Here is a 17,366-nt window from a genome sequence, read left to right as displayed (position 1 = left end):
ATTGCCGCCTCGCGGAGACACTGCTTTGCATGCCTACTGCACGGGGCAGAATGTGCGGCAACAGCCTGCGGGCGACCTGATCTTTCCCTTTGGCGTCAATGAAAGCCAGTTGGCGGCAGTGAACCGCGCGTTTGAAGCGCAGGTAAGTGTTATCGAAGGGCCGCCAGGAACGGGCAAGACGCAGACCATCCTCAATATCATCGCGAATATCCTTTTGCGAGGCCAAACGGTAGCCATCCTTTCCAACAACAATTCGGCCGTGGGGAACGTCTTTGAAAAGCTCGGGAAGTGCGGGCTGGACTATCTGGTGGCTTGCCTTGGAAGCAAACAGAACCGAGAGGATTTTTTTGCGGCTCAGCCTGCGGTACCAGAGGGGGAGCCAGCGTTGCCGCCAAACATGGAGTCGTTGCAGAAGACGCTCGCGCAGCTAAAGCAGTTCTTGGCCGCGCACAACGCCGCGGCAAGGCTCAGGTCGGAAATCGACGAGGTGTCGGTGGAGCAGCGTTACCTGAAGCAATGGCAGGAAGAAAATCCAAGCCAGCGCGTCGAATCCCTGCGTAAACTCAAGCTGTCTGCGCAGAAGATGGCGGATCTGATGGCCTATCTGAGGCACCTCGGCGACGGGCGCATCGGGTTAAGGAATCGGTTTGACCTGTTTGTGCACTTCAAGATAATTCGCGTCAAAGCCTTTGGGAACGGTGAACTGCGCCAAGCAGCCGTCCACGACTTGCAGATACGGTATTACGACCGCTTGCTCAACGAGAAGAACGCGGAGTTGGCCGCCTGCGAAGGCGTATTGGCCGGCGGAAACTTCGATGCGCTGCTAAAGGACATGACCACGGGGTCGATGACATATCTGAAAGCGCATCTTCATCAGCAGGTGCAAGACACTGCTCCTTTTGAACCGGATACGTACCGCCGCCACTTCGACGCCTTTCTCAAGCGCTTTCCGATCCTTACCAGCAGCACGCATTCAATCGTCAATTCCATCGAGTCGGGCGCGGTCCTTGACTACGTCATCATTGACGAGGCCTCCCAGCAAGACATCGTGCCGGGAATCTTGGCGCTGGGATGCGCGAAGAACGCCGTCATCGTTGGCGACAGCAAACAGCTCGCGCACATCCCGTCGGGTGTTGCAGTTGCTGCTCCCGCGGCCGCTTACGACTGCGAGAAGCACAGCCTTCTGAATTCGGCCATTGATGTGTTCAAGGGGGCGTTGCCCAGGACGCTGCTGAAGGAACACTATCGCTGTCATTCCAGAATCATCCAGTTCTGCAATCAGCAGTTTTACGGCAACGAACTCATACCGATGAACAGCGACGCAAGCGACGGGGCGTTAAGGCTTGTCGTTACCGCCAAAGGAAACCATTCGCGCGGAAATACCAATCTTCGCGAACTGGATTCCCTGATGGCGTCCCTGGAAGCGCCGAGCTCGGATGGCGCGTGGCAGGATGAAGGAAGAGGGTTCATCGCACCGTTCAGAGCCCAGGTTGTCTTGTCCGGATCGCATCTGCCCAGCGATTTTGTGCGAGACACCGTACACAAGTTTCAAGGTCGGGAGTGCGACGAGATCGTCTTTTCCACAGTGCTTGATAAAAAGCGCGAGAACGAAAAGCGGATCAGTTTTGTTGACGATGCGCGCATGGTCAATGTGGCGGTGTCGCGTGCCAAGAAGCGGTTCACATTGGTGACGGGAGACGATGTCTTTACGGCTGGGAATGGTCCGATTGCTGCATTGATCCGCTATATGGAGTACTACGCAGACGAAAAGCAGATCCTGCGCGCGCCCGTGGTGTCGGCCTTTGACTTGCTATATAGCGAGTACGACAAGTCGCTTGATCGGCTTGCCTCTCGCTTGCAGCAGAAAGATTCCGCATACCGGTCCGAGCGTATCGTGGCTGCGTTGCTGCGGGACGCGCTGTCTGAACCAGCCTGCGCCGCGCTGATGTGCCATTCGCAGGTCCCGCTGAATCAAGTCGCGGCGATGTCCAATCCAGGCCTGACGGCCCGCGAACGCGAGTTCATGCGACAGGGCGCAAGCTGCGATTTCGTGATTTATTTCAGGGTGGGGAAAGCGCCCGTCGGCGTGATCGAAGTCGACGGCGGGACGCATGGCACGCTCGAGCAATCGGAGCGGGATGCGTTGAAGGACAGCATTTTGGAAAAAAGCGGCGTTGCCGTGCTGCGGCTCAAGACCGTGGAGAGCCGCATCGAAGAACGGATTGGACAGTTTCTCTTGCCCTGGGCGATGCGCGAGGCTGCGTAAGTCAGGGTAGGGTAGCCGGCCCGGGGGCCGGCTGGCGGTTTGGTCGTGACTTAACCCGCCCGCCCCATAATGCTCAGCGCCACAGCCTCGGCAATCTTGATCCCGTCCACCCCCGCCGACAGAATCCCGCCCGCATAACCGGCGCCTTCACCCGCGGGAAACAAGCCCTGCGTGTTGATGCTTTCCAGCGTCTCGTTATCCCGCTTGATGCGAATAGGCGAAGACGTCCGCGTCTCCACGCCCGTCAGCACGGCATCGGGCATGTTGAAGCCCTTGATGGTCTTGTCGAACGCCGGCAATGCCTCGCGAATAGCAGTGATCGCAAAGTCGGGCAGGGCGGTGGCCAAGTCGGTCAGGTGGACGCCGGGCGTGTACGACGGCTGCACCGCGCCAAATTCAGTCGAGGCCTTGCCTTCCAGAAAATCCCCCACCAGCTGACCCGGCGCGCTGTAGTTGCGGCCGCCGAGCTCGAAAGCCTGCGATTCCCACTTGCGCTGGAAGTCCACACCGGCCAGCACATGCTCCGGGTAATCGACCTCAGGCGAAATCCCCACGACGATCCCGGCGTTGGCATTGCGTTCGTTGCGCGAGTACTGGCTCATGCCGTTGGTGACGACGCGGTTGGGTTCGGACGTGGCCGCGACGACCGTGCCGCCGGGGCACATGCAGAAGCTGTAAACGGAGCGGCCGTTGCTGGCGTGGTGCACCAGCTTGTAGTCGGCGGCGCCCAGGATCGGGTGGCCAGCATTGGGGCCGAAGCGCGCCCGGTCGATGAGGGACTGCGGATGTTCGATCCGGAAACCGATGGAGAAGGGCTTGGCTTCCATGAATACGCCCTGGTCGAGCAACATCTGGAAAGTGTCGCGCGCGCTGTGGCCGATGGCGAGGACGACGTGGTCGGCTTCGATGTGTTCGCCGTTTGCCAGCGTGACGCCGGTGACCTTGCCGTTTTCGCGGTGTAGCGTTTCAACCCGGCTGGAGAAGCGGACTTCGCCGCCCAGCTTGGTGATGGTGTCGCGCATGACTTCGACCATGCCGACCAGGCGGAATGTGCCGATGTGGGGTTTGCTGACGTAGAGGATTTCTTCGGGCGCGCCTGCCAGGACGAATTCCTTCAAGACCTTTTCACCGTAGTGCTTGGGGTCTTTGATCTGGCTATACAGCTTGCCGTCCGAGAACGTGCCGGCGCCGCCTTCGCCAAACTGGACATTGGAGTCCCGATTCAGGATGCGCTTGCGCCACAGGCCCCACGTGTCCTTGGTGCGCTCGCGCACGGCCTTGCCGCGTTCCAGGATGATGGGCTTGAAGCCCATCTGCGCCAGCACGAGGCCGGCAAAGAGGCCACAGGGGCCGGTGCCGATGACGATGGGGCGCTTGGTGAGGGTGGCGGGCGCCTGGGCGACGAATTTGTATTCGGTGTCCGGAGACGGCTTGACGTTGCGGTCGTCGTGAAAGCGTTTGAGGATCGCGGCTTCGTTGGCGACGTCGACATCCAGCGCGTAGATGAGCAGGATGTTGTGCTTTTTGCGCGCATCGTAGCTGCGCAGGAAGATGGTGAAGCCGTTCAGGTCGCTGGCCGGAATGCCCAGCTTCTTGAGGATTGCCGCGGGCAGTTCCTCGGGCGTGTGGTTCAACGGCAGCTTGATTTCAGACAGACGCAACATGCTTGGGGTCCAGACAGAGGGGCGATCACAACGTCGCCAAACGCGGATTGTACTGGACGGCCGCCGTGGGTAAGCCCGACTTGCGCAACCGGGCCGGCCCGTTTTTACCGCTGCGCCTGCCCGGCGCGCCACCAAGCCGTTCCCGCTTGCGGCGCCCCGATATCGACGCGCTCTCCCATGACCGGTGTGGCCAGATCGACGCCATTTTCCCGCGCCAATGTCGTGATCCGCTCGAACGGCTGCTCCCACGGATGCAGGGCCAGATCGAACGTGCCGTTGTGAATCGGCAGCAGCCAGCGGCCGCGCAGGTCCAGGTGTGCCTGAAGGGTCTCTTCGGGCCGCATGTGGACGAAGGCCCAGCGCGTGTCGTACGCGCCGGTTTCCATGAGGGTCAGGTCGAAGGGGCCGTAAGCGTCGCCGATGGCCTTGAAGCCGTCGAAGTAGCCGGTGTCGCCGCTGAAGAAGACGCGCAGGTCGGCGTCCTGGATGACCCACGAGGCCCACAGGCTGCGGTCGCTGTCGGTGAGACCGCGGCCGGAGAAGTGCTGGGCGGGCGTGGCGGTCAGTCGCAGGCCGTCGACCTCGGTGGACTGCCACCAGTCCAATTGCTCGACGCGGGCGGGGTCGATGCCCCAGGCTACCAGTTGGTCGCCGACCCCCAGCGGCGCGATGAAGTGCGCGGTCTTGCTCGCAAGCTGTGCGATGGCGGCGCGGTCGAGGTGGTCGTAATGGTTGTGGGACAGGATGACGCCTGCGATCGGAGGCAGGTCGTCGATGCTGATGGGCGGCGCATGAAAGCGGGCGGGGCCGGCCCATTGCACGGGTGAAGCGCGTACGGAGAAGACGGGGTCGGTCAGCCAGAAGCGGCCGCGCAGTTTCATGAGGATGGTGGAGTGTCCAAGCCGGTAAAGGCTGCGGTCCGGGGCGGCTTCCAGGGCTGCGCGGTCCAGCGCGCGCACGGGGATGGCGATGTCGGGAACCGTGCCGCTTGGCTTGGCGAAGAGGACGGTCCAGGCGAGTTTGAGGCCTTTCCAGAAGCCCATGGCGGGGCGCGGTCGCGGATTGCTGAAACGTCCGTTGCGCTGTTGGGGGGATTGCGGATAAAGCGGCAAGGCGCGGCGGTTGCAGGCGGAGAGGACGGTCACGGCGGGTGTTCCCATGAGATTCGAAAAATGGCGCGACGGCGGCAAACCGCTCGCGCCAAAAATTACACTGCACAGTGTAGTTTTCAAAATCAGAAAAGTACACCGACCGGTGTAGAATTTCGCCCATGTCGACGAAAGCTCCCGATTCCGCCAAGGAACGCCCGCCCAAACGCCTGACCGACCGCAAGCGAGAGGACATCGTGCGCGCGGCGGTGGAGGAATTCCGCACTGCGGGGTTCGAGGCCACCAGCATGGACCGCATCGCTCAGGCTGCTGGCGTGTCCAAGCGCACGGTCTACAACCATTTCCCGAGCAAGGAGGCGCTGTTCGCGCTGATGCTGGAGCAGTTGTGGGCCAGCAGCGCGGCCAGCGTCGACATGGCCTACCGGCCCGATCTTCCGCTGGCGCAGCAATTGCGACAGTTGTTGATGCAGAAACTGGAGTTGCTGGGCGACGCCAGCTTCATTGATCTGGCGCGCGTCGCCATGGCGGAGATCATTCATTCGCCGGACCGCGCGCAGGACATCGTGTGCCGGATGGACGAGAAGGGCAGCGGGGTGACGGCGTGGATTCAGGCGGCGATTGCCGATGGCCGCTTGGCCGAGGTGGATCCCGTATTTGCGAGCCATCAGCTCGAGGGACTGGTCAAGGGCTTTGCGTTCTGGCCGCAGGTCACGCTGGGGCAACCACCGTTGAAAAAGGCGGAGCGCGAGCGCGTGGCGGATTCAGCGGTTGGGATGTTTTTGGGGTATTACGGCCGAGGCGCGTAGCCCGCCGCGCGTGCGCGCCTAACTCTTAGAAGAACTCGTCGAGCAGGCAGTAAAACGCAAGACGGCGGTCATCCGGTTCGACGCCATAGCTGCGAAAGAACGGCTCGATCCACTCGCGTCCCAGATTGCGTTCGATGCTGCGCGCGGCCAATGCAAGGTCCTGGTGGCGGTCGCTGACGCCAAGGCGGCCGCAGTCGATGTAGCCGGTGAATACGCCGCCATCGGCCATGAAGTTGGGCAGGCACGCATCGCCGTGCGCCACGACGAGATCGTGCGTGGTGGGCCGCGTCGCAAAGAGTTCCGCAAACGCGTCTTCGGCGGTGCGTCCAATTCTCTCGTCATCGAAATCCGATTCGTCCACCAGGCCGGCGTCCAGCGCCCGTCTGGCCTCGGCGATACGCCGTTCAAGGGTGTGATCGAAAGGGCATTGGTCGATGGGAATGCAGTGCAGACGATGCAGCGCATCGGCCATGATGGCGATCACCTGCGCAGGCGGCAGACCCGCGCTGGCCAGATCCTGGCCAGCTACGGCGCTCATCAGCAGCCAGTGCCGCGTGGGTGTGGCGGCCGCGTCGATCACGGTGGGGCACGGCAGGCCGTGCGCGGCCATCCATTGCAGGCGCTCGATTTCGTCTGGCAGTTCGGGCAGCGTGCCCGTGTGCTCGGATTTCAGATAGCGATCAGGCTGATTTGCGCTGCGAATGCGATAGACGTCCGCGCGCGACTCACCGATGGATTGCTGCTCGAGGCGCGCTCCGGCAAGGCGCGGTTGCCACTGCAACGGAAGGCTGTCGTGAATGCTGTATTGAGCGTGCATGGGGTTCATTTCAGGGATTGCGCGCGGTACACCACGCGTCTGCGGGCCGCATGAATCAAGGGTTTTCGTTCACCTTGCTGTCAGAAAGCGCGGCATTTTGAAGGTTCTTACGTTGTCCTTAATGCAAAAGACTTTCCCACGTCAAGAAATTCCATCTGATACGGTCGAATGAGCAGATCAGAAGCGCATAATGCCGGCACCTGCTCTTACGTCCCTTTTCAAAGAGCAGTGTTGATTTTGAGCAAGAAAAGAGCGTGTTGTCACTAGCTCGGGCAGTTCGTGTTTCCAGGTTTCATGTTCGGTAGCGCGCTAGGACAACTTGGAGTATTCACGGAGATGTCCATGACTGATGACGCACAGCCGCGCCGGCGGTTTCTGCAAACGATGGCCATTGTGCCAGCGTCGACGCTGGCGATCGGCGGCCTGACTGTCGGCTGTACCAACGCCGCCGACGGCAACGCCGCAAAGGCGGCCAAGCCCTACGAGCCCACCTATTTCACCAAGGCCGAATGGGCCTTCATCGTCGCTGCGGTGGATCACCTGATTCCCGCCGACGAGTACGGCCCTGGCGCTATCGTGGCCGGTGTGCCCGAGTTCATCGACCGTCAAATGGAAACGCCTTTCGGCCACGGCAAGCTGTGGTACATGGACGGGCCGTTCCACACCGATCAGGTGCCGGAACTGGGTTATCAGCTCGACCAGAATCCCCGCCAGGTCTATCGCAATGGCATCGAGGCCTGTGATGCCTGGTGCGTGAAGACGCACGGCAAGGCGTACGCCGAACTGGACAAGGCCTTGCAGGAACAGATCCTGAAGGATCTGCAGTCGGGCAAGATCGCATTCGAATCCGTGCCGTCCAAGACGTTCTTCAGTTTCCTCTTGGCCAACACCAAGGAAGGTTTCTTTGCCGATCCGATCTACGGCGGCAACAAGAACATGGTGGGCTGGAAGATGGTGGGCTTTCCCGGCGCGCGCGCCGATTTCATGGACTGGGTCGACCAGCCCAACGTGAAGTATCCCTATGGCCCCGTGTCGATCTCTGGGGAGAAGGGTTAAATCATGGCGATCAAGAAAGACAAAGTTGATGCGGTGCTGGTCGGATTCGGCTGGACCGGCGCGATCCTGGGTCAGGAACTGACCGAAGCGGGCTTGCAGGTGCTGGCGCTGGAGCGCGGCGGCATGCAGGACACGCCGAAGGACGCCGAATACCCCAAGGTGATCGACGAGCTGAAGTATTCGGTGCGCGGTTATCTGTTCCAGGACCTGTCCAAGGAAACCGTGACGATCCGCCACGGCGTGGATGACGTGGCCGTGCCGTACCGCCAGAACGGCTCGTTCCTGCTGGGCACGGGCGTGGGTGGCGCGGGCTTTCACTGGAACGGCATGCACTACCGCGTGCTGCCCGAAGAATTGGAACTGCGCACGCGCTATGAAACGCGCTACGGCAAGAAGTTCATTCCGGAAGGCATGACGATCCAGGACTTCGGCGTGACCTACGACGAACTGGAACCGTACTTCTCGAAGTTCGAATACGTGTGCGGCACGTCGGGCAAGGCCGGCAACCTGAACGGCAAGATCGTCGAAGGCGGCAATCCGCTGGAAGGCAAGCGCAGCAAGGAATTCCCGCTGCCGCCGCTGGCCACGACCTACGGCGCTTCGCTGTTCGAGAAGGCCGCGCGCGAAGTCGGCTTCAACCCGTATCCCACCCCCGCGGCCAACGCGTCGGGTCCGTACACCAACCCGTACGGCGTGCGCCTTGGCCCCTGCAATTTCTGTGGCTTCTGCGAGAACTACGGCTGCTACATGTATTCGAAGGCCTCGCCGCAGACCACGATTCTGCCGGTGCTGCTGAAGAAGCCGAATTTCGAGCTGCGCACGCGTTCGCAGGTCATCAAGGTCAATCTGGATTCGACCGGTAAGAAGGCCGTGGGCGTGACCTACATCGACGCGGACGGCAACGAGATCGATCAGCCTGCCGATCTGGTGATCCTGTCGGCTTACCAAATGCACAACGTGCGTCTGCTGCTGCTGTCGGGTATCGGCAAGCCGTATGACCCGAAGACCAACGAAGGCGTGGTCGGCAAGAACTACGCCTACCAGATGAACGGCGCGGTCAACGTGCTGCTGCCCAAGGGCACGCAGCTGAACCCGTTCGTCGGCACCGGCGCGGGCGGCGTGGGCATGGACGACCTGAACGGCGACCAGTTCGACCACGGCCCGCTGGGCTTTGTGGGCGGCGCCAGCATCCGTCACGTGCGCTACGGCGGCCGTCCGATCAAGCAGACGCCGACGACGCCGGGCACCCCGACGTGGGGCACGGCCTGGAAGGCGGGCGTGCAGGATGCGTATCAGCGCTTCATGACGATCGGCATTTCCGGTTCGGTGATGTCGTACCGCGATGCGTATCTGTCGCTCGATCCGACTTACAAGGACGCGTATGGCCAGCCGCTCTTGCGCATGACGTTCGACTGGCACGACAACGAGTTCGACATGCTGGGCTACATGGGCAAGCGCATGGAGACCGTGGCCAAGGCCATGAATCCTGAAAAGCACTTCGTGGCCGTGCGCAAGAAGGGCGCGCGCTACGACACGCGCGTCTACCAGAGCACGCACAACACGGGCGGCGCCATCATGGGCTCCAACCCCAAGGAAAGCGTGGTCAACAAGTACCTGCAGAGCTGGGACGTGCCGAACGTGTTCGTGATGGGCGCCTGCGTGTTCCCGCAGAACATGGGCTACAACCCGACCGGCCTGGTCGGCGCGCTGGCCTACTGGGCGGCACAGGCTATCCGCGAGCAGTACCTGAAGAACCCCGGCCCGCTGGTCCAGGCTTAAGGAGACGGAACAATGATCAAGCACACCATTGTTGCGGCCTTCTCGGCCCTCGTTGCCAGCGCCGCGTTCGCGGCCGACGGTACGCCCGCATCGACCGACGCGCAGATGATCAAGCAGGGCGAGTACCTGTCGCGCGCCGGCGACTGTATCGCCTGCCACACGGCCTCGGGCGGCAAGCCCTTTGCCGGCGGTCTGGGCATCGATTCGCCGCTGGGCATGATCTATTCGACGAACATCACGCCGGATAAGGAAACGGGTATCGGCAATTATTCGTACGAGGACTTCGACCGGGCCGTGCGCCACGGTGTGGCCAAGGACGGACATTCGCTGTACCCGGCCATGCCGTACACCGCGTACGCCAAGGTCACGCCAGAGGATGTGAAGGCCCTGTACGCCTACTTCATGCACGGCGTCGAGCCGGTGAAGCAGGAAAACAAGGACACCGACATCGTCTGGCCGATGTCGATGCGCTGGCCGCTGACGGTGTGGCGCTGGATGTTCGCGCCGGATGTCGCGACGGCGCCTGTTACGGTGAACACGAGCGGCGCGGACAAGCAGGCGCTGCTGCGCGGCCAGTACCTCGTTGAAGGCCTGGGCCATTGCAGCACCTGCCACACGCCGCGCGGCGTGGCGTTGCAGGAAAAGGCGCTGACGGACGCGGATGGCTCGGCCTTTCTGTCGGGCGGCGTGGTCGAAGGGTGGCTGGCCAAGAACCTGCGCGGCGACGCGACCGACGGCCTGGGCGCCTGGAGCAAGGAAGACATCACGGCCTTCCTGAAGTCCGGCCGCAACGGGCATTCGGCGGCGTTCGGCGGCATGGCGCAAGTGGTCGAGGAAAGCACGCAGCACCTGACCGACGACGACCTGAACGCCATCGCGGTGTATCTGAAGAGCCTGCCGCCGGTAAACAAGGACGCCACCAAGCCGCTGGCCTATGACGAGTCCGTGGCCCAGGCGCTGCGTACCGGCAAGGACAAGAGCGACGGCGCCATGGCCTTCCTGAACAACTGCGCGGCTTGCCATCGCAGCACGGGCAAGGGCTATACCGAGACCTTCCCGCAGCTCGCGTTGAGCTCGACGGTCAACTCGGCCGATCCGGCCTCGTTGATCCACATCGTGCTCAAGGGCGCGCAGATGCCGGGCACGGCGTCGGCCCCGACCGCGTACGCGATGCCGGGCTTTGACTGGCGCATGACCGACAAGGAAGTCGCCGACGTGGTGAGCTTCGTGCGGTCGAGCTGGGGCAACAAGGGCGCGGCAGTCAGCGCGTCCGACGTGGCCAAGGCGCGTAAGGACATCGGCGCGGCGCCGCAGCCGGTGCGCGCGCAGTGATGTGACGATGTCGTGATCGACGGTCCCGCCGCTTTGCCGGCGGGATGGCAAATGGCGCCGGAGAGCTTGAGGCTTTTCGGCGCCGTTTTTCATGGGTGGGTTTCATGCGGGGCTCACCAGCGACGCCGAGTACGACGCCATCACGGCGTATTTCGTGGAGCCCGAAGAAGAAGAAGGGCTGACCATCGTCAGGCACGCTTCGTCAGAATCCGGACAGGCCGGCCTGCTATGATTACTGGATAAATAAACAGTCCGTCCGGCCGCCGCCGATGTTGCCCGCCCACCGTTACTACTATCTGCACAATTTCCAGCGCGCGCTGGCGTGGGTCTCGGACCGCTACGCCGACCTGCTGGACGATGACGATTGCCGCTTTCTGGCGGATTTCGCGGCGTTGCCGCAGGCGTCGCAGGCGTTGATGGTGCGCATGCTGATGCGGCGCGGGCCGTGGTTTCGAGCCAGCCGGCTGGTGTACGAAGAGATCCCGGCCGTCGAAGAGGCGGCCGCGGCGTTGGAGGCGCTAGGGTGGCTGGACACGCGGGCGCCGATGTCGCTGGATGAACTGTTTGCATTATTGACCAAGCCCGAACTGTGCCGTGTGTTCGCATCGCACGCGGCAGCCAGGCCGGGCGCGCGCAAGGCCGACATGCTGGCGACGCTGCGGGCGGACATGCCCGACGCCCGGCCGTTCTGCGGCTGGGCGCCCGATTCCTTGGAAGCCGTCTGGCGCGTGATGGTGGCTGACCGCTGCGAACGGCTGCGCCTCATGTTTTTTGGCAATCTGCATCAGGATTGGTCGGAGTTCGTGCTGGCGGACCTGGGCGTATTCCAATACGAGACCGTGCCGTTCGATGCGGCGTCGCGGGCGTTTCAGACGCGGGCTGACGTGGACTGTTATCTCGCGTTGCATGCGTGCAGGCAGGCGCTGGACGACGGCGTGGCCGTGGACGACCTGCTGCGCGCGGCAGAGGATTGCATCAGTGGCAACGCCTGGCTGGAAAAGCGCCGCGCCAAGGTGTTGCTGCGCATCGGACAAGCCTGCGAGCGCGCGCAGGATTGGGAAGCCGCCCAGCGCGTGTACGCGGCCTGCGGCTATCCCGGCGCGCGGCATCGGCGCATCCGTGTGTATGAACGGATGCAGCGGTTTGAAGACGCGATGGCGCTGGCCATGACGGCGGCGAACGCGCCCGAAAGCGAAGAGGAAAGCCAACGCGTAGCGCGCATGATGCCGCGGCTGCGTCGCGGGCTGGGGCAGGGCGCGGCGGCGCGTGCGGCAACGCCCATCCTGCCGCGCACGGAACTGGCGCTGGTCCGCCCGGCGCATCCCTCCTCGGTCGAATACGTGACGCGCGATCACTTGCATCACGACGACGCGCCGGTGCATTACGTCGAGAACGCGCTGATCAATTCGCTGTTCGGTTTGCTGTGCTGGCCGGCCGTGTTCGCGCCGTTGCCAGGGGCGTTCTTTCATCCTTTTCAACGCGGGCCCGCCGACCTGGAAGCACGCGATTTCCACGCGCGGCGGCAGGCGCACTTCGCGGCCTGTCTGGCGCAGCTGGATACGCCCGCCTATCGCGACGTCATTCTGCAGCGGTACGCTGACAAGGCGGGTTTGCAGTCGCCGTTCGTGTTCTGGGGCGCCTTGTCCGAAACCTTGCTGGCGCAGGCGCTGGACTGCCTGCCTGCTGCGCATCTGAAGCTGTTCTTTACGCGTCTGCTGCGCGACGTGAAGGGCAACCGGACCGGTCTGCCGGACCTGGTGCGGTTTTGGCCGGCCGAGCGCCGTTATGAACTGATCGAGGTGAAGGGACCCGGCGACAAGCTGCAGGACAACCAGATCCGCTGGCTCCAGTACTGCGTGGCGCACGGCATGCCTGTGCGCGTATGCCACGTGAGCTGGTTGCAGGAGGCCGCATGAGCTACGCGGTGGCGGTGCGGGCGTTGTGCGAGTTCACGGCGCGGGCCGGCGATCTTGACCTGCGCTTCACGCCTGCGCCCAGCGGCCTGGAAGGCATGGCGGGGCACGCGGCAGTGACAGGGCGGCGCGGGCCGGACTACGAAACCGAAGTGTCTTTGTCGGGCGTGTTTGGCGATCTGCTGGTGCGCGGGCGGGCCGACGGCTACGACCCGGCGGCGAACCAGCTCGAAGAGATCAAGACGTACCGTGGCCAGTTCGACAGCGTGCGCGAAAACCACCGCGTGGTGCATTGGGCGCAGGCGAAGGTGTACGGCCATCTGCTGTGCCAAGCGCGCGGCCTGGCGAACGTGCGGGTGGCGCTGGTGTACTACAACGTCGCTACCGAGGAAGAAACCGTGCTGGTGGAAACGCACGAGGCTGCGGACTTGGCTGCGTTCTTCCAACTGCAATGCGAACGGTTTCTGGCGTGGGCCAAGACGGAACTGGCGCACCGGCAGGCGCGCGACGCGGCGCTTGAGGCGCTGGCGTTTCCGCATGGCGAGTTCCGAGCCGGGCAGCGCGATCTGGCGGTGGCCGTCTACCGCACGGCGCGCGATGGCCGCTGCCTGATGGCGCAGGCTCCTACGGGCATCGGCAAGACGCTGGGCACGATATTTCCGCTGCTCAAGGCGAGTCCGGGTACGGGCCTGGACAAGGTGTTTTTTTTGGCGGCCAAAGGATCGGGCCGCGGGTTGGCGGTGGAGGCGCTGGAAACCATCAATGCGCAGCCCGCCAAGCCAGGCTTGCGGATTCTGGATCTGCAAGCGCGCGACAAGAGCTGCGTGCATCCCGATCTGGCCTGCCACGGCGACTCCTGCCCGCTGGCGCGCGGCTTCTACGACCGTCTGCCGCAGGCCCGCGCCGCAGCGGTTGAACACACGCGGCTGGACGCGCCTACCGTGCGCGCCATCGCGCTGGAACACGAGGTGTGTCCGTATTACCTGTCGCAGGAGCTGATCCGCTGGAGCGACGTGGTGGTGGGCGACTACAACTATTACTACGATGCCACGGCCATGCTGCATGCGCTGACGCAGGCGCATCAGTGGAAGGTGGCCGTGCTGGTCGACGAGGCGCACAACCTGGTCGACCGCGCGCGCCGCATGTACACGGGCGAGCTCGACCAGAACCGGCTGACCGCCGCGCGGTATGCGGCGCCCAAGGCGCTTAAAAAGCCGCTGGACGGGCTGCACCGGTCGTGGAATGCGCTGAACAAGAAGCGGACGGAACGCTATCAGGCGTACGACGCCGCGCCGGCCGGCGTGTTGACGGCAGTGCAGAAGGCAGTGGCGGCCATCACCGAGTTCATCGGCCAGACGCCGCTGGCGCAGGATGATCCCTTGCTGGGGTTCTATTTCGAGGCGCTGCATTTCATGCGGCTGGCGGAACAGTTCGGCTCGCATGCACTGTTTGACGTGACGCTGGGCGACGCGGGCGTCAGCAGCGCCAAGACGCCGCCGTCGACGCTGTGTGTGCGCAATGTGATTCCCGCGCCGTATCTGGCGGCGCGCTACGCGACGGCGCATGCGACGGTGCTGTTTTCCGGCACGCTCAGTCCGCAGCAGTTCTACCGGGACACGCTGGGCCTGCCCAAGGACACGCCCTGGATCGACGTCGCCGCGCCGTTTCAGGCGGGGCAGCTGGCCGTGCGCGTGGTGGGCAACGTGTCCACGCGCTTTCGCGATCGCGAGCGTTCGCTGGCGCCCATCGCGGACCTGATTGCGCGCCAGTACGACGAACGGCCGGGCAATTACCTGGGCTTTCTGAGCAGCTTTGACTATCTGAAGCGCGTGACGGACCTGATGCGGGAGCGCCATCCGCAGGTGCCGATCTGGCTGCAGACGCCCGGCATGGACGAGCCGGGGCGGGCGGCCTTTCTGGCGCGGTTTACCGAAACGGGGCAGGGTGTAGGATTCGCGGTGCTGGGCGGCGCGTTCTCGGAAGGCGTGGATCTGCCGGGCAAGCGGCTGATCGGCGCGTTCATCGCCACGCTGGGGCTGCCGCAGGTCAATCCGGTCAACGAAAACATGAAGCGCGCCATGGACATGCGCTATGGCGAAGAGAACGGCTACGACTACACGTACCTGTACCCGGGCATGCAGAAGGTGGTGCAGGCGGCGGGCCGGGTCATCCGGACCGAACACGATGAGGGCACCGTGCACCTCATCGATGACCGCTATCGGCGCGCCAAGGTGCGCGGGCTGTTGCCGGGGTGGTGGCGGGTGGACTGACCGCGCGGGCCGCTAGGCGGGGCGCGCTTCGGGATGTGGTTCGGGATGCGCCGGCGAGCGGAGTTCGGTCAGCGGCTGGTTGGGATCGCGCGACAACTGATAGCCGTACCAGAGGCTGCGCGCCATGCGCTTGGCCATTTCCTGCGCGGCATCGGCCAGGGCGCGATTCGGCAGGGCGTCGGTGGTCTCGCCAAAGAGGACCAGCCAGCGTTCGAAGAGCTCGGCCTTCAGGTTGGGCATGGCCGCGTGCTTGGGCATGGGCATGCCGGTGAACCGCCGCGTGCCCAGGATCACGGCTGACCAGAAGTCCGAGAGCGTGGCCAGGTGTTCATCCCAGTCGTGGACCATCCCGTTGAAGATGGGCCCGAGCGCTTCGTCGGCGCGCGCCTTGGCGTAGAAGGTATGGACCAGGTCCTGGATTTCGGCTTCGGTGCAGATGTCGGCGGTGGCGGTATCGGTAGCGATGTCGTGCGTGGTCAAGATGGTCTCCGGGCGGGGGGCAGGAGGCGATCTTAGGGCGAGGGTGGAAGCGTGCGGGTTGATATGGCTCAAGCGGCGCGGCGTAATTTATTCGGACGCGTGCTCGGACAGGACAGGAATCCGTTTTCGGCAATAATGATATCCATTCTTATTAGGGCGGATGGATATGCAACAGATGAACGGGCGGCGCAATGGCCTGACTTCGACGGTATTGGCCGTTGCGTTGAAAGCGGCATTAACGGCTGCGCTAGCTGCGACAGCGCCGGGCGTGGCGGTTGCACAGTCAGCGCAAGGCGCGGTCATGCTACAGGCCCATGCCGACAAGCCGCTCCCCATGCAAAAGGGTGAATTCGTGGCGGGCACATGGTCGGCGGACAGCGGCGTGACGCTGGATCTGCTGGACCCGCAAGGGCGCCATGTCCGCCGCCTGAGCGACCGCGAAAAGCCGGCCGGCGTGCTGATGCTGGTAGGGCCTGCCGATGGCGTCTATACCGTTCGGGCGCAGGGGCAGGGTACGTATGAATGGTCCGTGACCGAACGCCTGCCGCTGTCCGAACAGCATGCGCCGGCGCCCACGCTGGACAGCCCGCGGCTGGCCGCGCTGGCCCAGACGTTGTCGCAGGGCGGCACGACGGCCGCGTTCTGGGAAGAGATGAAGCGGCAGGGCACGCCGCTGATCGAGCCGGCAAACGCCACGCACGATCGTGTGACCTTCCTGTGGCAGGGCGCGGAACGCAACGTGCGCCTGTTCGGCGGTCCGTCAACGGACCACGCGCAGCTGTCGCGGCTGGGCGATTCCGACGTCTGGTACGTGAGCTTCCTGGTGCCCAAGACGGCGCGCCTGTCGTACCGGCTGGCGCCCGATGTGCCGGAACTGCCGGGGACCGGCATGGCGCGGCGGCGCGCGATTCTCGCCACGGCGCAGGCCGACCCCAACAATCCCAAGGTCTATCCCGAACGCGGCATCGACGCGTTCCAGACCTATTCGGTGCTGGAACTGGCGGACGCGCCGCCGCAGCCGTGGGTCGAGCCGCGCGCGGGCGTGCCCGCCGGCAGTGTCGAAGCGCTGGAACTGCGTAGCGACATCCTGGGCAATACGCGCACGATTCATCTGTACCGGCCGGCGGGCTGGAAGCCCGCTGGCCCGGACAACCACGTGCTGGTGCTGTTCGACGCGGGCGCCTATCTGGGGCGCGTGCCTACGCCCACCATCCTGGACAACATGATCGCGGCCGGCGTCATTCCCCCGACTGCGGCCGTGCTGATCCACAACCCCACCGCAGACTCGCGCAGCCGCGAGTTGCCGCCCAATCCGGATTTCGCCGACTTCCTGGCGCGCGAGCTCATGCCGTGGGCGCGCAAGCAGGGCATCGCGGCACCGGCGGCGCGCACGGTGATCGGCGGGTCGAGCTATGGCGGCCTTGCCTCCTCGTACGCGGCGCTGCGCCATCCCGAGGTCTTCGGCAATGTGCTGAGCCAGTCCGGGTCTTACTGGTGGTCGCCGCCCGGCGAGGAAGACCAGTGGCTGACGCGGCAGTTCGTGGCAGTGCGCACGCTGCCGGTGCGGTTCTTCCTGGGCGCGGGCCTGTTTGAATCGGGGCGCGGCGGCCAGCCTGGCATTCTGGAGACCAACCGCCATCTGCGCGACGTGCTGCGAGCCAAGGGTTATCTCGTGACCCATCGCGAGGTGGCGGGTGGCCACGATTATCTGAGCTGGCGCGGGACCTTGTCGGACGGGTTGCTGGAATTGATCGGCAAGAACGGTCTGGCGCGGCAGTAGACGGGGCGCCGGGCGGCACGGCATGCTGCCGTTGTCCTGCCGGTGTCCGCGGCGCGCGGAAGCCTTCGCTTCCTGCGCGCGGGGCCGCCGATTT

At 64.1% G+C, this 17,366-nt stretch carries 13 protein-coding genes; 9 read left to right on the top strand and 4 right to left on the bottom strand.

All coding sequences use genetic code 11. The features are described from left to right. Positions 1-25: 25 nt before the first annotated feature. Positions 26-2,266, top strand: a complete 2,241-nt coding sequence (locus B3098_RS24690; protein ID WP_286899635.1) for an AAA domain-containing protein — start codon at positions 26-28, stop codon at positions 2,264-2,266. 50 nt (positions 2,267-2,316) lie between these two features. Here the strand turns inward: B3098_RS24690 and B3098_RS24685 are convergent, their stop codons facing one another. Beyond that, positions 2,317-3,930: an NAD(P)/FAD-dependent oxidoreductase gene (locus tag B3098_RS24685; RefSeq protein WP_286899634.1), complete on the bottom strand. Its 1,614-nt coding sequence runs from the start codon at positions 3,928-3,930 to the stop codon at positions 2,317-2,319. A gap of 104 nt (positions 3,931-4,034) precedes the next feature. Continuing rightward, positions 4,035-5,090 (bottom strand): MBL fold metallo-hydrolase, encoded by a 1,056-nt coding sequence (locus B3098_RS24680; protein ID WP_414631312.1) that lies wholly within the window; start codon positions 5,088-5,090, stop codon positions 4,035-4,037. Positions 5,091-5,200: 110 nt separating this feature from the next. Here B3098_RS24680 and B3098_RS24675 point away from each other — a divergent pair, with 110 nt between their 5' ends. Next, positions 5,201-5,845, top strand: coding sequence for a TetR/AcrR family transcriptional regulator (locus B3098_RS24675; protein ID WP_286899630.1), 645 nt, complete (start codon positions 5,201-5,203; stop codon positions 5,843-5,845). Positions 5,846-5,870: 25 nt separating this feature from the next. Here B3098_RS24675 and B3098_RS24670 read toward each other — a convergent pair whose 3' ends face one another. Next, the gene (locus tag B3098_RS24670) at positions 5,871-6,662 is read right to left on the bottom strand and encodes an APH(3')-II family aminoglycoside O-phosphotransferase (RefSeq protein ID WP_286899629.1); all 792 of its coding nucleotides are present in this window, start codon (positions 6,660-6,662) and stop codon (positions 5,871-5,873) included. 342 nt (positions 6,663-7,004) lie between these two features. On the opposite strand from B3098_RS24670, the gene B3098_RS24665 reads away from it, so the two are divergent. The 6 genes from B3098_RS24665 (at position 7,005) to B3098_RS24640 (ending at position 15,012) form a co-directional block, all read left to right on the top strand. Further along, positions 7,005-7,718 carry a gluconate 2-dehydrogenase subunit 3 family protein gene (locus tag B3098_RS24665; RefSeq protein WP_175121198.1) on the top strand — a complete coding sequence of 238 codons (714 nt, stop codon included), beginning with the start codon at positions 7,005-7,007 and terminating at the stop codon, positions 7,716-7,718. Positions 7,719-7,721: 3 nt separating this feature from the next. Then, the gene (locus B3098_RS24660) at positions 7,722-9,497 is read left to right on the top strand and encodes a GMC family oxidoreductase (protein WP_063952253.1); all 1,776 of its coding nucleotides are present in this window, start codon (positions 7,722-7,724) and stop codon (positions 9,495-9,497) included. 12 nt (positions 9,498-9,509) lie between these two features. Next, positions 9,510-10,829 (top strand): cytochrome c, encoded by a 1,320-nt coding sequence (locus tag B3098_RS24655; RefSeq protein WP_286899626.1) that lies wholly within the window; start codon positions 9,510-9,512, stop codon positions 10,827-10,829. Between the two features lie 91 nt (positions 10,830-10,920). After that, the gene (locus B3098_RS24650; protein WP_286899623.1) at positions 10,921-11,061 is read left to right on the top strand and encodes a hypothetical protein; all 141 of its coding nucleotides are present in this window, start codon (positions 10,921-10,923) and stop codon (positions 11,059-11,061) included. A gap of 37 nt (positions 11,062-11,098) precedes the next feature. After that, positions 11,099-12,745: a VRR-NUC domain-containing protein gene (locus B3098_RS24645; RefSeq protein WP_286899622.1), complete on the top strand. Its 1,647-nt coding sequence runs from the start codon at positions 11,099-11,101 to the stop codon at positions 12,743-12,745. Further along, positions 12,742-15,012 carry an ATP-dependent DNA helicase gene (locus tag B3098_RS24640; RefSeq protein ID WP_286899620.1) on the top strand — a complete coding sequence of 757 codons (2,271 nt, stop codon included), beginning with the start codon at positions 12,742-12,744 and terminating at the stop codon, positions 15,010-15,012. Before B3098_RS24645 ends, B3098_RS24640 begins: the two co-directional genes overlap by 4 nt. Positions 15,013-15,024: 12 nt before the next feature. On the opposite strand, the gene B3098_RS24635 is transcribed toward B3098_RS24640, so the two are convergent. Then, a complete protein-coding gene (locus B3098_RS24635; protein WP_286899618.1) occupies positions 15,025-15,492 on the bottom strand; it encodes a group III truncated hemoglobin in 468 nt (155 codons plus the stop codon). A 301-nt stretch (positions 15,493-15,793) separates the two neighbouring features. Between B3098_RS24635 and B3098_RS24630 the strand changes: the two genes are divergently transcribed. Further along, complete coding sequence (locus B3098_RS24630) at positions 15,794-17,272, top strand: enterochelin esterase domain-containing protein (RefSeq protein ID WP_286899616.1); 1,479 nt, start codon at positions 15,794-15,796, stop codon at positions 17,270-17,272. Positions 17,273-17,366 lie beyond the last annotated feature (94 nt).

This window comes from Achromobacter sp. UBA2119 (assembly GCF_002331005.1).
Classification (GTDB): Bacteria; Pseudomonadota; Gammaproteobacteria; order Burkholderiales; family Burkholderiaceae_B; genus Achromobacter; species Achromobacter animicus.
Note: the sequence above shows the minus strand (reverse complement) of the source record. Positions and strands in the feature narration are given on the sequence as shown.

Bases quoted from the DNA above. Each gene is read 5' to 3' on its own strand.
- B3098_RS24675 (WP_286899630.1), top strand. From the start codon at position 5,201: ATGTCGACGAAAGCTCCCGATTCCGCCAAGGAACGCCCGCCCAAACGC.
- B3098_RS24670 (WP_286899629.1), bottom strand. From the start codon at position 6,662: ATGCACGCTCAATACAGCATTCACGACAGCCTTCCGTTGCAGTGGCAA.
- B3098_RS24650 (WP_286899623.1), top strand. From the start codon at position 10,921: ATGGGTGGGTTTCATGCGGGGCTCACCAGCGACGCCGAGTACGACGCC.
- B3098_RS24685 (WP_286899634.1), bottom strand. From the start codon at position 3,930: ATGTTGCGTCTGTCTGAAATCAAGCTGCCGTTGAACCACACGCCCGAG.
- B3098_RS24640 (WP_286899620.1), top strand. From the start codon at position 12,742: ATGAGCTACGCGGTGGCGGTGCGGGCGTTGTGCGAGTTCACGGCGCGG.
- B3098_RS24660 (WP_063952253.1), top strand. From the start codon at position 7,722: ATGGCGATCAAGAAAGACAAAGTTGATGCGGTGCTGGTCGGATTCGGC.
- B3098_RS24645 (WP_286899622.1), top strand. From the start codon at position 11,099: ATGTTGCCCGCCCACCGTTACTACTATCTGCACAATTTCCAGCGCGCG.
- B3098_RS24680 (WP_414631312.1), bottom strand. From the start codon at position 5,090: ATGGGAACACCCGCCGTGACCGTCCTCTCCGCCTGCAACCGCCGCGCC.
- B3098_RS24655 (WP_286899626.1), top strand. From the start codon at position 9,510: ATGATCAAGCACACCATTGTTGCGGCCTTCTCGGCCCTCGTTGCCAGC.
- B3098_RS24630 (WP_286899616.1), top strand. From the start codon at position 15,794: ATGCTACAGGCCCATGCCGACAAGCCGCTCCCCATGCAAAAGGGTGAA.
- B3098_RS24665 (WP_175121198.1), top strand. From the start codon at position 7,005: ATGACTGATGACGCACAGCCGCGCCGGCGGTTTCTGCAAACGATGGCC.